The sequence below is a fragment of the Mesorhizobium sp. M0037 genome, assembly GCF_040323635.1.
In the GTDB taxonomy this organism is placed as follows: Bacteria; Pseudomonadota; Alphaproteobacteria; order Rhizobiales; family Rhizobiaceae; genus Mesorhizobium.
Map to the genome: position 1 here is coordinate 39074 of NZ_JAMYVB010000025.1, position 15674 is coordinate 54747.

Sequence of the window (15674 nt, forward strand, 5' to 3'; positions counted from 1 at the left end):
CATCGCTTGCGCGCAACCCTCAGTTATATTATGGTTAGCTAATGGTTAAGGCAACAAGAAAATAAAAGAGGGTTGGAGCCACAGGAAAATAAATCTTAGATAAAGTTTGAATAAAAAGACTCGGACTGCGTAATTGAAGTAGCGTTGGGGTGGGTATCATGTCTGTTTGTAGAATTCAGCGCGGGCGCATGAAGAAAGCCAAGCGTTCGTTCGCGACTCGCCGGGTCGCGGCCTCGCATATGCGCACGTTGATCACAGGTTCCTTGCAGCCGGTCGCAGGCGATCTTGTCCTGGCTCGTGTGGACAAACTCGGCAATCACAGCAGATTGGAACTGATCAACGGGAGAAAGGCGATCATGTTTCCCGGCGATGAGATAATCATTTGCTATGGAAACAGATACGCACCGGACCAGTTCGAAGCTGTTATTGGCCCTGATCTCGGACCATGTGACCTAGTGGCGGGGGGAGGCATCGCAGCGTGTGAGCTTTCCAGACATGATCGCATGATCGCGCCAACGAAGATCACCCCTCTCGGACTGATCGGGGACAAGTTCGGTCGCCGATTGAATGTTTGGGATTACAAGGTCAGCTCCGACGACCTTCGCCCCTCTCTGCCGATTGTCCTGTCGCTGGGAACATCCATGAACGCGGGAAAGACATTGACGGCGACGTCGTTGGTAAGAGGTTTCAAAAGAGCAGGGCTTAAGGTTGCCGCGCTGAAGATTACCGGAACCGGGTCCGGTGGCGACACCTGGATTGTGCGCGATGCGGGCGCTGACATCGTTCTTGATTTCACCGACGCCGGGTTTGCAACCACTTATCTTGCCTCGGTGGAAATGATCGAGAAGGGCGCTTTCCGCCTGCTGAACCATGCAGCCGAAAATGGATGCGACGTTGCTGTCATCGAGATTGCCGACGGGCTGCAGCAGAAGGAAACGTCCGAGTTAATTCTGGCGGAATCATTTCGCAGCATGGCTCTTGGCACAATATTCGCGTCCTACGACGCGATGGGTGCAAAGTATGGAGTGGATACGTTGCGCGCTGCCGGCCACAAGGTGCTGGCCATCAGCGGCAGACTTGGCCGATCACCGCTTGGCGTGAGAGAGGCTGAGGAAGCTACCGGGCTGCATTGCTATTCCCCGTGGGATCTCCAGGATGGCGCGCTCGGTCCTGTGTTTAGGGCCCGCGCTGCGGAAAAACTGTCCAACGGACAGAGCAACAACCCGTACCTGCGGCGCATTGTGGCATCGTCGGAGGCAGCCATGCCGCTCGGCGTGGATCGAGCCCATTCTCACCAACTCCGGATTGATTTCTTGGCAAAGGTCGCGCGCGAGTTGATTGTAGCCGAACTGGGAGAAGTAAATGCCAATGACAGCCTGGCGACGTGGCCCAGTCCATTCGGAAGCATCTTGGTCACGCTGCCTGAGCGGCCTTCCCAGGGTTCCCAGGGTTCTATCCCCACATTCATGTCGGTGCAGGCGCCCGCGGAACTAGTAGAGGCAGCAGTGCTGGCAAAAAGCCGCGGTGCCCTCAAGTCGTCGCTCGGCGGCATCGTGCAGGCCCTCGGCTGCGCTCCGCTCCCGGCTGCCCGGATGTCCTACCTGCTGAACGAAACCTGGTCAATGTTTGAGGCGGCCGATCATCACGATAGACCTCTGCAAAACGCACTTGAGGCGCCGCCGTTGGATGCTCATGATGACATTGATGCGGTGATCATGAATTTCTCTGGCCTCTTCAATGAGCATTCTGATCAGCACGCTCCCCTTGGACGCGCGTGAAAGACGGTGTCCCGATGAACACACGAGGCAGGCGTCGGTATAGCGGCCCCCTCAGCGAAATGTGGAGAAAGTCGATACCCGGCCTTGCGGCTCTGGTGGTATTCAGCGTGTTTATCAATGTTTTGCGCTTTGCCGGCCCGCTCTATCTCATACAGATATTCGACCGGGTCATCTCGAGCCGCAGCGTTGAAACCCTTGTCATCCTGACCCTGGCTGCCTTGCTCGCCCTGGTAGCCGGCGTCGCACTGGAAACCATTCGCCGTCGCATGCTCTCGCGCTGGAGTGTCTGGATCGAGCATCAGTTGACCAGCCAGTCCGTGAAAGCCGGATTGACGTCAGGCGTAGCCAATCCGCCGCTTCTGGCCAGCATCGAAAAGGTCTCCAGCTTTGTTGAACGCGGGCTATCTGCCTGGCTGGATGTCGTTTGGGCACCGATTTTCCTGTTGTGTGTGTACTTCATCCATCCGGTTCTCTGGCTGATCGCGCTGGCAGCTACCGTTTTGCTGGTTGGTATGAGCCTGTTGAAGGAAAAGTTCACACGCGAACCCCGTCAAGCGGAACGCGATGCCGCCAAGCAGGCAAAAGAGGTGTTGGTTTCGGCGGAGCGGCACAAGGACGTTGTTAGTGCCTTTGCAATGGCGGACGCAATCGCCGGGCGCTGGGGTAGGAGCCGGGCGGACGGCTTCCTGCAAAGAGACCGGCTTAATGCTTGGGGATCCAGCCTGGATGCCGCGATCCGGGTGCTAAATCGTAGCCTCTACATTATTCTGCTGGCCTCCGGCATATGGCTGTTCCTGAACGACCAGGCGTCGCTAGGGGGGATATTTGCAGCCCGACTCATAGCCAACTTCGCTTACAGGATGGTTGGCAAAGCGGTTGGGGAACTCAGAGGCCTCCGCGAGGCGCGCGAAGGATACGCCAAAATCAAGGCGGACCTGGCCAGGCCGTCGGACGGGGACCCGTCCTTGCTGCCTGGAACTTCGCGCGGCACACTAATTCTTGATGAAGTAGCGTTCAGGCACGCGGGATCGCGAGAAGACGTATTCAGGAAACTGTCGCTGTCGCTGGCGCCAGGCGAGTTGCTATTGGTCATCGGGCGCGCAGCGACCGGCAAGACAACGCTCTCCCGCCTCCTGATAGGCTTGCTCAAGCCACGAACCGGACAGGTTCGCCTGGGAGACATGAACGTCACTCGGCTTCCGGATCATGTTAGAGCCGAGGCCATTGGCTATTTGCCACAGCAGGTCGAACTGTTCGAGGGAACCGTCGCCCAGAATATTGCCCGGTTTCAACAAAGCTCCATCGATGATGTGGTTTCTGCTGCAAAAATAGCAGGAATCCACCATGTTATTATTCGCCTGGACCAAGGCTATGACACAGTGCTTGACGACACGATCGGGCTGTCTGGCAGCGAACGGAAACGGATTGCGCTTGCAAGGGCGCTGTTTCGCGCTCCGAGACTTATCGTTCTGGACGAGCCATTCGCCAATTTTGACAGTTCGTCGAGAAGGGCGCTTGAAGCAGCGGTGAAAGTCATGAAGGGATCGGGATGCTCGGTAGTCATTACCATGTCGGGACAAACCAACCGTCTTGTCGGATTGATCGACCGGACGCTGATCCTGGGCGGCCGAACGCCTGAGCTCTCCGATCCCACGGAGCGCGCGGTTCGTTCCGTGAAAACTGAGTTGCGGAGTGTAAAGTGACAGTCCCGCTCGCCGTTGGCGCCAAACAACCCGGAGACGATCCGGCGCCCTTTGGTAAGAACTTCATTGTTCTCGGTTTCGCGATAATCGCAATTTTTTCGACCCTGACCGGCATGTGGCTTGTTGCGGCTCCAATCCAGGGCGCCATTGTTGCCAACGGGTTGGTGGAGGTAGCCTCAAACGTAAAGACAGTGCAGCATCTCGAAGGTGGGATTGTATCCGAGATATCGGTTCAGGAGGGCGATCGCGTATCGGCAAGTCAGGTCCTGGTACGACTGCAGAGCACTGCTTCTACGGCCGCTGCGAACGAGATCAAGGCGCAATGGTACGAGGCGAAAGCTACCGAGGCACGGTTGATCGCCGAGAGAGACGGCAAGGACTCAATCGAGATTCCGCCAGAGTTAAAGGAGCCCGGTAAAATGGCGGCCGAGGCTGTTTCCGGCCAGGAGAGTATCTTTCGAACACGTCAGACCTTGCTTCGTGAGAGACTTTCCTTGCTGCAGCAAACGACCGGAAGCCTGCATAAGGAGATAGAGGGCTATGAAGGGCAGGTGGCTGCGGCCACACGGAAACTGGAGTTGATCGAGGAGCAGCTGGGCGATGTTCGTGCCCTTTATCAAAAGAAGCTGGTGGTAAGGACGCGCCTGACAGATTTGGAGACTGAAAAGGCGGATGTGGGAGGCGACCTGAGCGGCTATATCGCGTCAATTGGCGTTGCCAGGCAAAAAATGGAGGAGACGAAGTTCAAGGTTGCTGAACTTAACGCATCCACGGCGGCCGACATTGTCGCTGAGCTTGGGGTGGTGCGTGCCAAGATATATGAATCCGCTCAACGAATAGCCGCCGCCGATGACGTGATGACAAGAACCGAGATCCGCGCTCCCATCGGAGGCACCATAGTGGGGCTCAAGATTCACACCATTGGCGGGGTGATAGCAGCAGGCGATCCTCTGATGGATATCGTGCCCGTCGACGACAACTTCGTCGTGATTGCCAACGTGGACCCGCTCGACGTCGACCAGGTGAAAGTGGGGCTGCACGCGACCATCTGGCTCAGCGCGGTGGGCAGGCGGTATCAGCAGCCCATGAACGGTGATGTCCGCACCCTTTCAGCAGACCGGCTGGTCGATCCGCGCACTGGCAAGGCATTTTATGCAGCTCGCATCGTTCTGACACCTCAGTCCCTGAAGGCAACGCCCGTGGCATTGCAAGCCGGAATGAACACACAAGTGATGATCGAGACTGGAGCGAGGTCAGCATGGGAATATCTTAGCGCTCCGGTGTACGCTGCCATGGGTCGGGCTCTGCGCGAACAATAGGATTGGCTATCGGGGCAGCCGTCGTTGGGGTGGATTGTGAGCGGTGCGCAAGCTCAGCGCCTCCACATCTCAAAAGATAGCGTGCACCTGCTGGGGTGAGAGAAGAGCCCATAAGCGCTAACTTTACAGCAAGACGGCGCTTCTTGCAGCGGCGGATTGGCTTTTGCGCCGTCTTGGTGGATCGCAGACGTGACGAATGATTTCAGTGACGCGGGTGAGGATTTTTCCCGGCCGCATCACCATCAGCATGGCGTTGAGGATTTCAGAACGCAGGAGACTATGCAGCCTCCAAAGGGACAGCGATTGCGACGTGCGTGGTTTGGTCTTCACAGGGGGAGAGTCGAGAACGTCGGTGACGGCCTCGTCGATCATCAGCGCCAGGATCAGGTGGGCCGTCAGCCAGCTTCGAGCGAGCCGCTCATCTCGCGCGGGAAGCTTATGGATGCCCATTCCGCTCTTGAGCCGCTTGAAGGCGAGTTCGACCTGCCAGCGCAACCGATGGGTCTGCAGAACCTCGTCGGCCGTCAATTCATGGGCCGGGACCGAGGTCAGCAGCATGACGAAGCCCGCGGCAATGAGGGTCATCGGCTGCAGCCTGTTGGAGCAGCGGCGCTGATTGCCCCGCTTTGCCGCCTTCTGGGCCTTTTGCGTGGCCTTCTCATCCTTGCGCTTGACGATGAGCCTTGTCGGCAAGGGCGGCTTGCCTCGTCCCTTGCGACCCGAATGCTCCACGAGCACGTTCATCTCGCAAACCTCACCAGGCTGCATGGGCTCATAGATGGCGTTCCAGTCGACCCGTTGCCCGTCGGGCGTGGTCAGCCGAACACTGGTCCAGCCCGTGCGCACGATGAAGTCGGCACCCGCCGACACCACCTTTTCAAGGGACGGAGCGCGGGCGTAGGCGCGATCGCCAACAACAATGTCGCCTTGGCGTAGCGGAACACGCAAGAAGCTTCACCCCCGCGCACGTCGCTGATCTCCAGATGCGTGAAGCGTGCGAGCGCCGGTTCGTAGGTGGCATGCAGCCGCCAGTCCGTGCCGGCACTGCCAGGGCGCGAGATCGAACTGCCATCGACAACGCGCAGCCGGCGCCCCGTCGGCGCGGTGCTTTTGGCGCAAGCCTTTTGGAGCAAGGCGCCGGCAATGTCGCCGAGCCAATCGGCGGCTGCGCGCAAACGCTTCAAAAGAGCGACGTCGGAAAGGCTCGCAAGAATGTCGGCCAAATGCAGAGGCCGGAGACCGCGGTGAAGCGGCCGGCCACGCAATGGGTTAAGCCGGGGCTGATCGGCCGCGTGAAGCACCTGCGCGGCGAGGATGACCTGCGGCATGCATCGCTGCAGGATTTTCGCGAACCTTAGTCTGATTCGATGATTTCAAGAAAACTTGCCGCCAGTGCCAAAACCGTCTCCGCCTTTCTCAACTTGATGGGAAATGAGAAGCGGCTTTTGATCATGAACCACCTGGCCGGCGGCGAACTTTCGGCCGGTGTCCTCGCCGAGAAAGTTCAACTCAGCCAGTCGGCTTTGTCGCAGCATCTTGCCAAGCTCCGCGCCTTCGGCCTTGTCGACACCCGACGCGACGGTTAAGTAATCTACTACTACTGCTCATCCGGCGCAGCGCGCGAATTGCTGGCCACGCTGGACGGCTTCCTGACGACCGGACGACCGCTCGCGAGGCCAGGTCCGCACTACGTCGCCCAAAGACTTCGCCGGCTGCGAATGGCCTGAGAAGTGGCGCAAAAAAACAAATAGGCATGGAAACCAAAGCTAATGGCTTAATGCGGTTCAAAGATAGAGACGTTCTCGTGACCGACGGAAATTCCGGAATAGGTCGCGGTATCGTTCAATATTTTCTTGGAAGAGGGAGCCCGTGTTGCTTTCGCCGGCCGCGATCAGGAGAAGGGCCGAGCCGTTGAATTGGAAGCAAAAGCGCTTGACGGTGACGCCCGCTTTTTCCGTTGCGATCTCTCGGATGAACAAGAAGTTGAAGAGCTGATCGGCTCAGTCCGCAAATGGGGGCGACTGAATTGTCGTTGTCAATAACGCAGGCGGCGGTTCGCGCCGAAGTGGAATCGAATTTGGCGATCGTCCTGGCGCGAGGTGGGACAAGATGCGGCGCGCCAATCTCGATTCCACCTATTTTGTGTCATCTTATGCTTTGCCTCTGATGCGGGATGCCGGCGGAGGTGCAATCGTGAACATATCGTCCACGGCCACCCTACACGGCGTCTGGGGCCTCTATTGCGTCGCCAAAGCAGACGTTGAAGCGCTCACGCGATCATTGGCAATCGAAGGTGCTCCGCATAGGGGCAGGGTGAACTGCGTTAGCCCTGGTTGGATCGCCACCGCAACCGACCTCAAAGTGCCCGCGTCGGGCAGTTCTGGTAAACGCTTCGCCGGCTCAGATCGCGGTCGGCAGCAGGATTATCCCGACGTCAGGTGACTGATCTTGTTGCGTGTTCATTCGTTAGATTCTCAGCCGTCGTACGACGGCTGTTCCGGAGAAACGGTCGGTCGGGCACTGTTCGTCAGATGCTCGCGCCACACGGACGCAGAACCACGACGGCGGTCGGCTGCAATCGCGTTGGCGGCGTAGAAGCCCCACGTCGTGTGCTGGCCAAGGTAGATTGTTCTGCCGTCCCCAGCCGGTTCTGCGGAAAGCGTCGTGCGGGAAATTCGCGGACGAATCGGTGCTTCAATCGGCATGAAGCCGGTCGGCAGCGACAACGATGCTTATCAACCAAAGCGTGAAACTCACCGGTACATACATCGGCTACTTGGGTTTCTTCTCAAGCTTTTCATCCCCGAAAGAATTGCCTCCCAGGTGCGGCTCGATATCCGAAGCTTGACGATTCTATCCCACATCCGCCTCACGTCCGCACCCTCAGCGCCTGCTCTAGCCTGTCGGCAATCTGTGTGACGATATAGGCAATCACCATATAGATCACGACGGCAATCACGAAGGCTTCAAGGTAGTAGTAGTTCAGAGCCGCGGTCAACTGGGACTGGGCGAAGATATCGACAACCTCGATGGCGAATCCGAGAGAAAGGGCCTTCATGATGACCATCATCGAAGTTGTCAGGTCAGGAATTGCCGTGAGGGCCACCTGGGGAAATAGGATACGTCGGAACAGTTGGCCGCCCGTATAGCCCAGCGAATGGGCTGCGTCCGACTGACCGGTGTCGAATGCATTCAGGGCTCCCTTGATAATCTCCGATTGGAATGCGGCGACACAGCCGGTAATCGCAACTACAAGGATGACCCAATTGGGGGTTTCGTGGGCGTTGAAGTTGATCCCCAGCAATGAGAACAGGAACTGGAATGCGGGCGGCAGACCGAAATAGGCGAGGAAAATCACGATGACCATCGGAACGCCCTTGAAGACGATCTTGTAAGTCATGACGAGTTCTCGCAGCACCGGCACCCGTCTGTATTCAATAAGCGCGAATATGCTGCCGACTATCGTCGACAGGACGAAAATCATGAGCGCCATTCCAATTGTCACGGGTACGGCACTCAAAATTTCCTGCGTGTCCTGAAGCAAAATATCGGTATCAAACATGGTTGAATACCCTTACGTCAGACGCTCGCGAGGAGCTGGTTCTTGATCGGAGTTGTTGTCGTCGCCTCAGGCGCTTGCATCGGTGATCGAAGCTCGAAGAAGCGCACGATGAGCCATGCGACCAGGCACATCAGCGAATAGATCACCGCCAGGACGAGGTAGGTTTCGAACTGGAACTGGTTGTAATCTCGCTCCATGATCAGATGCGCAGTCGCCATAACGTCGGCCGCCCCGATGTACATGACCAGCGCAACGTTATGGATCAGGTAGATGATGGAGTTCCCATAGCCCGGCAATGCGAAGTGCACCGCTTGCGGGCCGACGACGCGAGTAATTTTCTGTCGGAACGTATATCCAAGGCTGTCGGCCGCATCGTGCTGGCCGCGATCGACGGCCAGGTATGCAGGCCGCATGACTTCCGACAGATAGCCGCCGTGGTAGACGCTCAACCCCACCATGGCGGCCATGGTCGCCGAAATGAAATCTTTGGCGCCGAACAGGATCACCAACAGCGGAAGCCCATAAAACGCGACGAACAACTGCAGTACGACAGGAACACTGCGGGCATAGGACACGTAGAGGTCCACCAGGTGACTGATGACCAGCACCCTGCGGACCCGGAGGGTTGTCGCGATGAGAGCCAGGCAGAACCCGGAAATGAGGGCTGTAAACGTGATGGCGAGCGTCAGCGGCAGTGCCGAGAGCAACTCGGGAATCATAGCAGATACATCCACTTTGAAACGCTCCTTCTTGCAATTCAGCCTTGCCGCTGACTAGCGAATATGGTCCTCGACGGCCGCGCTATTTCATGTACTGGACGATGCCCTCGCCGAACCACTTCTGCGAGAGCTTTTCGATCGTGCCGTCGTCTTTCAATTCCTTGAGAACTTTGTTCACATCGTCGGCCAGAACCTTGTTCTCGTCAGATCTGTGGATCAGCATGTAGGTGTTGTTGCTGAACACTGGTTCGGACGCCACGATATCGAGTTTCTTTTGCTCGATGACGGTCTGCTCACCGAGATTCGACGGCAGGACGAGAGCGTCGAACTTGCCGTTCTGAACTTCGTCCAGCCGGTTCGGGTAGGGGATACCGGCACTCGATGCCGTGACTTCGAGCTTGTATTGCGGGTTTTCTTTCTGCCAATTCATGATGAACTTGTAGGTTCCACCGCCGGCCGTGGTCGGAACGATCCTCTTGCCGACCAGGTCTTTCATTTCCTTAATGCCGCTGTCTTTCTTGCTGTAGATCTTCATCAGGCTGGCGCCCATGGGATTTTCCGGAATGAGGAACTGCTTGGAGCGCTCGGGCGACTTGTAGTAGCCACCGACCGCGATGTCGTACTTGCCCGTGGCGAGGCCGGTTTCCTGGGCAATGTCGGAGACACCTTCCATTTCGAACTTGTACTGCGGCAGCTTTGCGTTGATCGCCTTCAGAAGATCGGGCTCATAGCCTTGCGGCTCGACGCCGATCGCGCCCCATGCCAGCGGCTTGGATTCGGCAGACGTGGCGATCTTGATCGTCCGAACGGTCTGGCCATGGCTGATCCCGGCTGTTGCAAGGGCGATTGCGATGCCGCCAGCGATGGCCAGGGCATAGCGGCGAGAAAAACTGGATGTGATTGCAGACATTTCTTAGGGTCCCTTCTTGTTGGATTATTGAAAAGCGAGTTCTGACTGCAGAAATTGAGCAAGTCGTGGGCTGGACGGTGCGTCGAAGATTTCAGCCGGGCTGCCATCGGCGGCGACCACGCCACGATCCATGAAGACGATCCGGTTGGAGATGTTCTTTGCGAATTGCATCTCGTGGGTCACAAGCAGCGAAGTGATCCCTGACGAGGTGACATCCTTGATCACCTTTAGAACTTCACCGACGAGCTCGGGATCCAGCGATGACGTAGGCTCGTCGAAGAGTATCACGTCGGGTCGAACTGCCAGGGCGCGCGCAATGCCTGTGCGCTGGAGCTGGCCGCCCGACAGTTGGGAGGGATAGCTATCTCGCTTCGGGGTGAGCCCGACCCGATCGAGCTCCCGCAAGGCGATCTCCCGCGCCTCGTCCGCGGACTTCCGCTGCACGACGACCAGGGGATCCATCACGTTCTGCAGGACCGTCATGTTCTTGAAGACGTTGAATTGCTGAAAGACCATCGCCGTTCGCAACCGGATCGCTTGGACAGCTGTTTTGTCGGCGCGCTGGTAATCCATCCGAATCTGATCGAAGGCGATGGTTCCTGAGGACGGCTTGGCCAGGTAGTTGATGCATTTCAGCAACGTGGTCTTGCCCGTGCCGCTGGGGCCGATGATCGAAACCACGTCACCCCGCTTTACCGATAGATTGACGCCGTTCAGAACCTGCGTGCTTCCGTAAGACAGCTTTACATCTTTGAGTTCAAGCATTGCTGGTTGGCCCTTCGGAAAGTGTGAGACGGACTGCTTCGACCGCACGTGACATCATCACCCGCTCTCCGCATGGCCGAGAACGTGCATCAGCCGGTTTGCCCAGCCGAAGATCGATATGGCGTGGATCAGGTCGATAATCTCGCGGTCGTCCATGCCGACTGATCGAAGCGCGGCGATATCGTCTGCCGTCGCTTCCGACGGGGCCGCCGACAGGCGGCGGGCAAAACTGTAGATTGCCGCATCGCGTGGGCCGAGCGCTTCCGGTTTATCGAGATAGAGCGCGGTGACCACTTCGTCGTTCTTGGTCAGCTCTGCATGCCTGCGGGCGTGAACAACGGCGCAGAATTTGCAGCCATTGACGATGGACGCACCTAATGCACCAAGCTCGCGGTCAGGGCGGGCAAGCCCGCCTTCGACATACATGATTGCGTTGAACAGAATCGTGCGGGCAAGATAGCTCTCAGGGTCATGCGCAAGGGTGCGCACATATTCCGAAACTTTCTTGGCTGATGGCGTGACCTTCATCGCTTCAAGCTGTTCCGGCGTGGCCTCGGATAGCTCGACCGGCACTATGTACGGATGCCAATTCAATGGCTTCAGGCGCACCGCGGAAATCATGCCGTCCTCAACAATCGCAGGCCGGTTGCCACCCGCGTCTGGAAATTGACGAAGGCGATGAGCTCGGAAAGGGCGACGATCTGAGGATTGTTCAATCCAGCTTGGGCGAGCAGGGCGATGTGGCCCGCTTCCGCCTTTTTCGGTGTCAGCGTAATCAGGTCCACATGACGTGCGATGGTCGCCAATGGCTCTTCCAAATCCGTTTCCCCCTGGGCTAAGGCCAGAAGCTGCTCAGTCGGATCGAGCTGAGCCAGCTGCACATCATATTCGGCCATCAGGACCGGATCGGCATTCAGAGCGGCCATGCGACGGGCCAGAGCAACCCTCAAATTGGGCGCAAGCCCTTGGTCGTTTGCTGGCTGCAGAACGGACAGGCGGCATTCTTCTGCCCCTCGCACGAATTCCGGCCGAAATCGCCGTGCGGCGAAAAGGGCGTCGTCCGGGGAAATACCGGCGGCCTTGTCCATTGCGTCGATCACAACGCGGCCTCCTTCTGTAGCAAGGGTGTGGAATCGACCCATTCGTCGCCCAGAAGTTCGGGCGTGTCGTAAGCAATCAGATTGTCGAAGTGGGTTTCGACATCTTCGGCAAACAGCGATGCGGCAATGCCGCGGACCATACGGTCGGCACCGGCGCTGACGGCTGGGATATCGCCGGAAACCTTGCCGTGGGTCAGCATGGCGGCGTCGTTGAAGCAGTGGATATGCGACAGCATCGGGCAGGAGCCGGGAACGCGTTCGCGAAATTCGAAGGCGGGACCAAGATCCGGCGCGTCCGACATGCCTGCACGCGGCAGCCCCATATCCGGCGTATATCGGCCATCCGACCAAGTGCGGATATGTGGCGCGAGGGCTGCAAATTCCGGGCGGCCGTCGAAGTCATTTGAGAAGCCGGTTGCCGCGATCAGGAAATCGTAGCGCATCGGACCTTGTGTGGTTTCGACCAGGAGGCTTCCCGCATCTTCCTTGACCGCGACGATGCCGCAGTCGAGAAAGAACCGAGCATTCGAATGCCGAGACACGCGAAGCGTCGATGAACGCGGCGGCGGCGTCTGGGTGGAGGCGGTGTAGTCGAAGAACTTCCACTTCCAGGCATCGGGCAATTCATGCATGCCGAGTACAACACCCGGGCTGCCGATGCCGGTCAGCTTGTTGATGCGCGGCATCTCCTTGCGCCGGATCAACATGTCGACAGAGCCGGCGCCCGCCTCGAGTGCGGTCGCAGCATTGTCCATGGAAGAGGCACCGGCGCCGATAACTGCCACACGCTTGCCTTTCAGCGCATCGAAATCGATGTCGTCGGCAGAATGGGCCCAATAGGCGCGATCGATGCCGTTGAGGAAATCGGGCAGGGCAAAACCGCCCAAACCGGACCGACCGGTGGCCAGAACGAGACGACGGGTTAGAACCCGGCCGGTTTCCGCGCCCTCGATGTCGATCGCAATCAGATCTCCAACGGGTGCCAGTCCGGTCATGCGCACGCTGTTTCGCACTGGCAGACCAAGAACCCTGCGGTACCAGACCAGGTAGTCCATCCACTGGCCCTTGGGGATCTTGTCCAGCGACAGCCAGGCCTCGACGCCCCATTGCGCCGTGAACCACGCGCGGAACGTCAATTGTGGCAGGCCGAGCGACGGACCGTTGAGCGTCTTCGGCGACCGGAGCGTTTGCATGCGGGCAAACGTTACCCATGGTCCTTCGAGCCCGGCCGGAGCCGCATCGTAGGCGACGACGTTGGTAATCCCGGTAAGCACCAGCTTTGCAATGGCTGCAAGTCCGCACATGCCAGCGCCAATGACAACGACATCACGGACCGGGGCGCCCTCATGCATGCGTGTGGGGACCCAAGGCTTGGCAGGCAGCTCAAGCAAGTCGAGATCCTGCGCGAGTTGGGCTTCCAACGCGGCAAGGCCTGTCGATGCTGCCGGGGTAGGAGTATGCTTCATATTCCAGTTCCGTTATTTGTGCCCGACGCGGGATCGTTCACCAATTGGCTGGCCAAGGCCGGATCGAGTTTCTTGAAGCCGACGATCGATCGTTCAGCCACCGCTTCGACCGCATCCATCAGCGCCTGCGCGACTGGGCGAAGGGGGCGTTTTGCGGCAGCCACAACCCCCCAATAAAAGAGAACGGTCGCGTCAATCGGGCGGATGGCGACCCCAGGCAAGGCCACGCCATAGGCGGTGAGGGGATCAATGACAGCGGCAACGCCGGTCCGGCGCACAAGCTGCAACGCGCCATAGGCAGTATTCGTCCGGATCACTGGCCCGGTGTCGATGCCCCTGGCGGCCAATGCCTTGGAGACGTGCAGTTGGAAACGCAGCGGGTTGAGCAACGTAGCGACGCGACGGCCGGCAAAGGCCGAAAGCGGTATGACATCAAGTTCTGCCAGCGGATCGTCCTCCCGCACGGCGGCAACATCGGGCGCCGAATAGAGCCGCAAGACGTCCAGACCGGGCGTATCGAGCGGCAGGCTTGAAAAGCCGATCTCGGCACGACCGCTGCGCACTTCCTGGGCGACGATTGAGGGAAGAAACTGTCCGAGATGGGTCTCGTGCGGAAGCTCGACACCCTTGAGCTCGGCCATGGCCGTCGGGATTAGGCCAGTGCCGATCGCAGAGGTTGTGACAATCTGCAGGATCCGACCCCGGCCGGCGGCGATCATCTTGGCCCGCGCCGCGAGTTCGGTGAAGGACATCAGCAGTCGCCGCGCTTCTTCTTCAAATGCGACACCCTCTTCAGATAGCTGCACCCGTCGACCGACCCGGTGCAGCAATTCGAAGCCAAGTTCTGCCTCAAGATCCTGAATGGTGCGTGTCACCGCAGGTTGGGAACGCCCGAGCATGTCAGCCGCCTTGGTAATGCTGCCGCTGGCAGCAACCGCAAGGAAGGTCTGAAGGTCCCGAGTTTCCATATTCTCCCTACATGTGAAATCCGTATGATTGACATCGTCTCATTCATTTTTGATATATGTCAAGCGGAAACTAATGTTCACAGCGGCGCTTTCCGGCTCAGAGCGGAGCCCTTGATCGACACGGCTAGGGGCAACCGACGTGACTCCAATTCGGAACCTCGTGATGAAAAAACTTGTAGGCGGGGACGGCAAGGATTCTCGAACCATAAAGCCTGCAACAGGAGGAATGTTATGCGCGTGAGTATTCTGGGCGCCGGAGCAATTGCCTATGGCCTTGCGGCCTATTTGGCACAATCGGGACACTCGCCAACACTTTGGTCACCGTCGGGACACCGCACCAGAACGTTGGCTACTGGCGAACTATTGAAGGCGACGGGGGATATCGAGGCGACGGTGCCGGTGCGCATTGCCAAGGATTGTAGAGATGCTATCGACCACGCGGACGTGGTGGTGATCGCGCTTCCGGCTTACGGCCACAAGATGGTGATGGACGCCGCCGTCCCTCATCTGGCAGATGGAATTCCGGTCATCATCAGTTCGCATAGTTCGTTCGGGGCTCTGTATCTCTGGAAGCGGTTGACGGAGCGCAAGGTCAGGTTGCCGATCGTCGTTTGGGGCACAACACTACTGACTGGTCGCCAGCTCGGATCAACCGAAGTCAATGTCACTTCCATTCGCCAGAAGCTTGACGTTGCGACGCTGCCTTTCGATGCGCTCGACCAAGGGTACGAGCTTTGCACGGCCTTGTTCGGCGATCGTTTCGTCAAGCGGGATGGTCTGCTGGCGATTGCGCTCAGCAACCTCAATCCGCAGAACCATCTGGGAATTGCCCTTCTCAATCTCACACGCATGGAGAAGGCCGAGCAGTGGAGCCAAGGGGGAAATGTCACTCCTGCCGTTGGCCGCTTTATCGAGGCTCTGGATGCCGAACGGTTGGCCATAGCTGCCCATTTCGGTATCGCGGTTCGTACCGTCCAGGAACATTTTTCATTGTCGTTCCACGTCCCCATGAGCACTGTTTCGGAAATGAACCTGGAGATGGATCGCCAAGGTCGTGGCGGCTTTGGCCCGACGACTATCGAGAGCCGCTATATTCTCGAGGACGTTCCGTTCGGCCTGTTACCGACCGCAGTCCTGGGGAAGATCAGCGGAAATCCGGCGGTTCTCCATGAATCCGGAATTTCCATATTGTCGGCGGCTTATGGCCGGGATCTCAAGGGAGACAATGATATTCTTCCTGGGCTCGGCATCGAGAAGATGACAAAGACGGATCTTGAAGCCCTTTGCCGCAAGGGGTTTTGATCGCGCTCGCGGCCCATGAGGCGTGATTACGCTTGGGGGAAGCTAGCGCGACGCTCCACGTTACCCATCGCGAGCTGATTGT

The 15674-nt window shown here is 58.3% G+C and carries 17 protein-coding genes and 1 pseudogene; 7 read left to right on the forward strand and 11 right to left on the reverse strand.

Features of this window, described 5'->3' with window-relative positions; translation table 11 throughout:
• The first annotated feature begins 188 nt into the window (after positions 1-188).
• The 3 genes from NKJ78_RS27855 (at position 189) to NKJ78_RS27865 (ending at position 4800) form a co-directional block, all read left to right on the forward strand.
• On the forward strand, positions 189-1778 hold the full coding sequence (locus tag NKJ78_RS27855; RefSeq protein ID WP_352460638.1) for a hypothetical protein: 1590 nt from the start codon (positions 189-191) through the stop codon (positions 1776-1778).
• 95 nt (positions 1779-1873) lie between these two features.
• Complete coding sequence (locus NKJ78_RS27860) at positions 1874-3481, forward strand: ATP-binding cassette domain-containing protein (RefSeq protein WP_352562748.1); 1608 nt, start codon at positions 1874-1876, stop codon at positions 3479-3481.
• Positions 3478-4800, forward strand: a complete 1323-nt coding sequence (locus tag NKJ78_RS27865; RefSeq protein WP_352460637.1) for an HlyD family type I secretion periplasmic adaptor subunit — start codon at positions 3478-3480, stop codon at positions 4798-4800. Before NKJ78_RS27860 ends, NKJ78_RS27865 begins: the two co-directional genes overlap by 4 nt.
• A gap of 123 nt (positions 4801-4923) precedes the next feature.
• On the opposite strand, the gene NKJ78_RS27870 is transcribed toward NKJ78_RS27865, so the two are convergent.
• Both NKJ78_RS27870 and NKJ78_RS27875 read right to left on the reverse strand, forming a co-directional pair.
• Positions 4924-5673 carry a transposase gene (locus NKJ78_RS27870; RefSeq protein WP_352460636.1) on the reverse strand — a complete coding sequence of 250 codons (750 nt, stop codon included), beginning with the start codon at positions 5671-5673 and terminating at the stop codon, positions 4924-4926.
• The gene (locus NKJ78_RS27875; RefSeq protein WP_352460635.1) at positions 5616-6128 is read right to left on the reverse strand and encodes a hypothetical protein; all 513 of its coding nucleotides are present in this window, start codon (positions 6126-6128) and stop codon (positions 5616-5618) included. Before NKJ78_RS27875 ends, NKJ78_RS27870 begins: the two co-directional genes overlap by 58 nt.
• A gap of 39 nt (positions 6129-6167) precedes the next feature.
• Between NKJ78_RS27875 and NKJ78_RS27880 the strand changes: the two are divergent.
• From NKJ78_RS27880 to NKJ78_RS27890, 3 genes and pseudogenes are all read left to right on the forward strand, one after another.
• A pseudogene (locus NKJ78_RS27880) lies at positions 6168-6527 on the forward strand (ArsR/SmtB family transcription factor).
• Between the two features lie 126 nt (positions 6528-6653).
• The gene (locus tag NKJ78_RS27885) at positions 6654-6842 is read left to right on the forward strand and encodes an SDR family oxidoreductase (RefSeq protein WP_352460634.1); all 189 of its coding nucleotides are present in this window, start codon (positions 6654-6656) and stop codon (positions 6840-6842) included.
• Positions 6843-6870: 28 nt separating this feature from the next.
• Complete coding sequence (locus NKJ78_RS27890; RefSeq protein WP_352562752.1) at positions 6871-7242, forward strand: SDR family NAD(P)-dependent oxidoreductase; 372 nt, start codon at positions 6871-6873, stop codon at positions 7240-7242.
• Positions 7243-7274: 32 nt separating this feature from the next.
• Here NKJ78_RS27890 and NKJ78_RS27895 read toward each other — a convergent pair whose 3' ends face one another.
• The 9 genes from NKJ78_RS27895 to NKJ78_RS27935 form a co-directional block, all read right to left on the reverse strand.
• Positions 7275-7526, reverse strand: a complete 252-nt coding sequence (locus NKJ78_RS27895; RefSeq protein ID WP_352460633.1) for a hypothetical protein — start codon at positions 7524-7526, stop codon at positions 7275-7277.
• Between the two features lie 143 nt (positions 7527-7669).
• Positions 7670-8362, reverse strand: a complete 693-nt coding sequence (locus NKJ78_RS27900) for an amino acid ABC transporter permease (RefSeq protein WP_352460632.1) — start codon at positions 8360-8362, stop codon at positions 7670-7672.
• Between the two features lie 17 nt (positions 8363-8379).
• A complete protein-coding gene (locus tag NKJ78_RS27905; protein WP_023723893.1) occupies positions 8380-9096 on the reverse strand; it encodes an amino acid ABC transporter permease in 717 nt (238 codons plus the stop codon).
• A gap of 67 nt (positions 9097-9163) precedes the next feature.
• Positions 9164-9991 (reverse strand): transporter substrate-binding domain-containing protein, encoded by an 828-nt coding sequence (locus NKJ78_RS27910; protein ID WP_023708287.1) that lies wholly within the window; start codon positions 9989-9991, stop codon positions 9164-9166.
• A gap of 24 nt (positions 9992-10015) precedes the next feature.
• Positions 10016-10756, reverse strand: a complete 741-nt coding sequence (locus NKJ78_RS27915) for an amino acid ABC transporter ATP-binding protein (RefSeq protein ID WP_352460631.1) — start codon at positions 10754-10756, stop codon at positions 10016-10018.
• Between the two features lie 57 nt (positions 10757-10813).
• A complete protein-coding gene (locus NKJ78_RS27920) occupies positions 10814-11377 on the reverse strand; it encodes a peroxidase-related enzyme (RefSeq protein WP_352460630.1) in 564 nt (187 codons plus the stop codon).
• Positions 11374-11856 (reverse strand): CMD domain-containing protein, encoded by a 483-nt coding sequence (locus tag NKJ78_RS27925; RefSeq protein ID WP_352460629.1) that lies wholly within the window; start codon positions 11854-11856, stop codon positions 11374-11376. The genes NKJ78_RS27920 and NKJ78_RS27925 overlap by 4 nt, the downstream gene beginning before the upstream one ends.
• Positions 11853-13322: an NAD(P)-binding domain-containing protein gene (locus NKJ78_RS27930; protein ID WP_352460628.1), complete on the reverse strand. Its 1470-nt coding sequence runs from the start codon at positions 13320-13322 to the stop codon at positions 11853-11855. Before NKJ78_RS27930 ends, NKJ78_RS27925 begins: the two co-directional genes overlap by 4 nt.
• Positions 13319-14290 carry a LysR family transcriptional regulator gene (locus NKJ78_RS27935; protein WP_352460627.1) on the reverse strand — a complete coding sequence of 324 codons (972 nt, stop codon included), beginning with the start codon at positions 14288-14290 and terminating at the stop codon, positions 13319-13321. Before NKJ78_RS27935 ends, NKJ78_RS27930 begins: the two co-directional genes overlap by 4 nt.
• Positions 14291-14521: 231 nt before the next feature.
• Here NKJ78_RS27935 and NKJ78_RS27940 point away from each other — a divergent pair, with 231 nt between their 5' ends.
• Positions 14522-15592 (forward strand): NAD/NADP octopine/nopaline dehydrogenase family protein, encoded by a 1071-nt coding sequence (locus NKJ78_RS27940; protein ID WP_352460626.1) that lies wholly within the window; start codon positions 14522-14524, stop codon positions 15590-15592.
• Positions 15593-15674 lie beyond the last annotated feature (82 nt).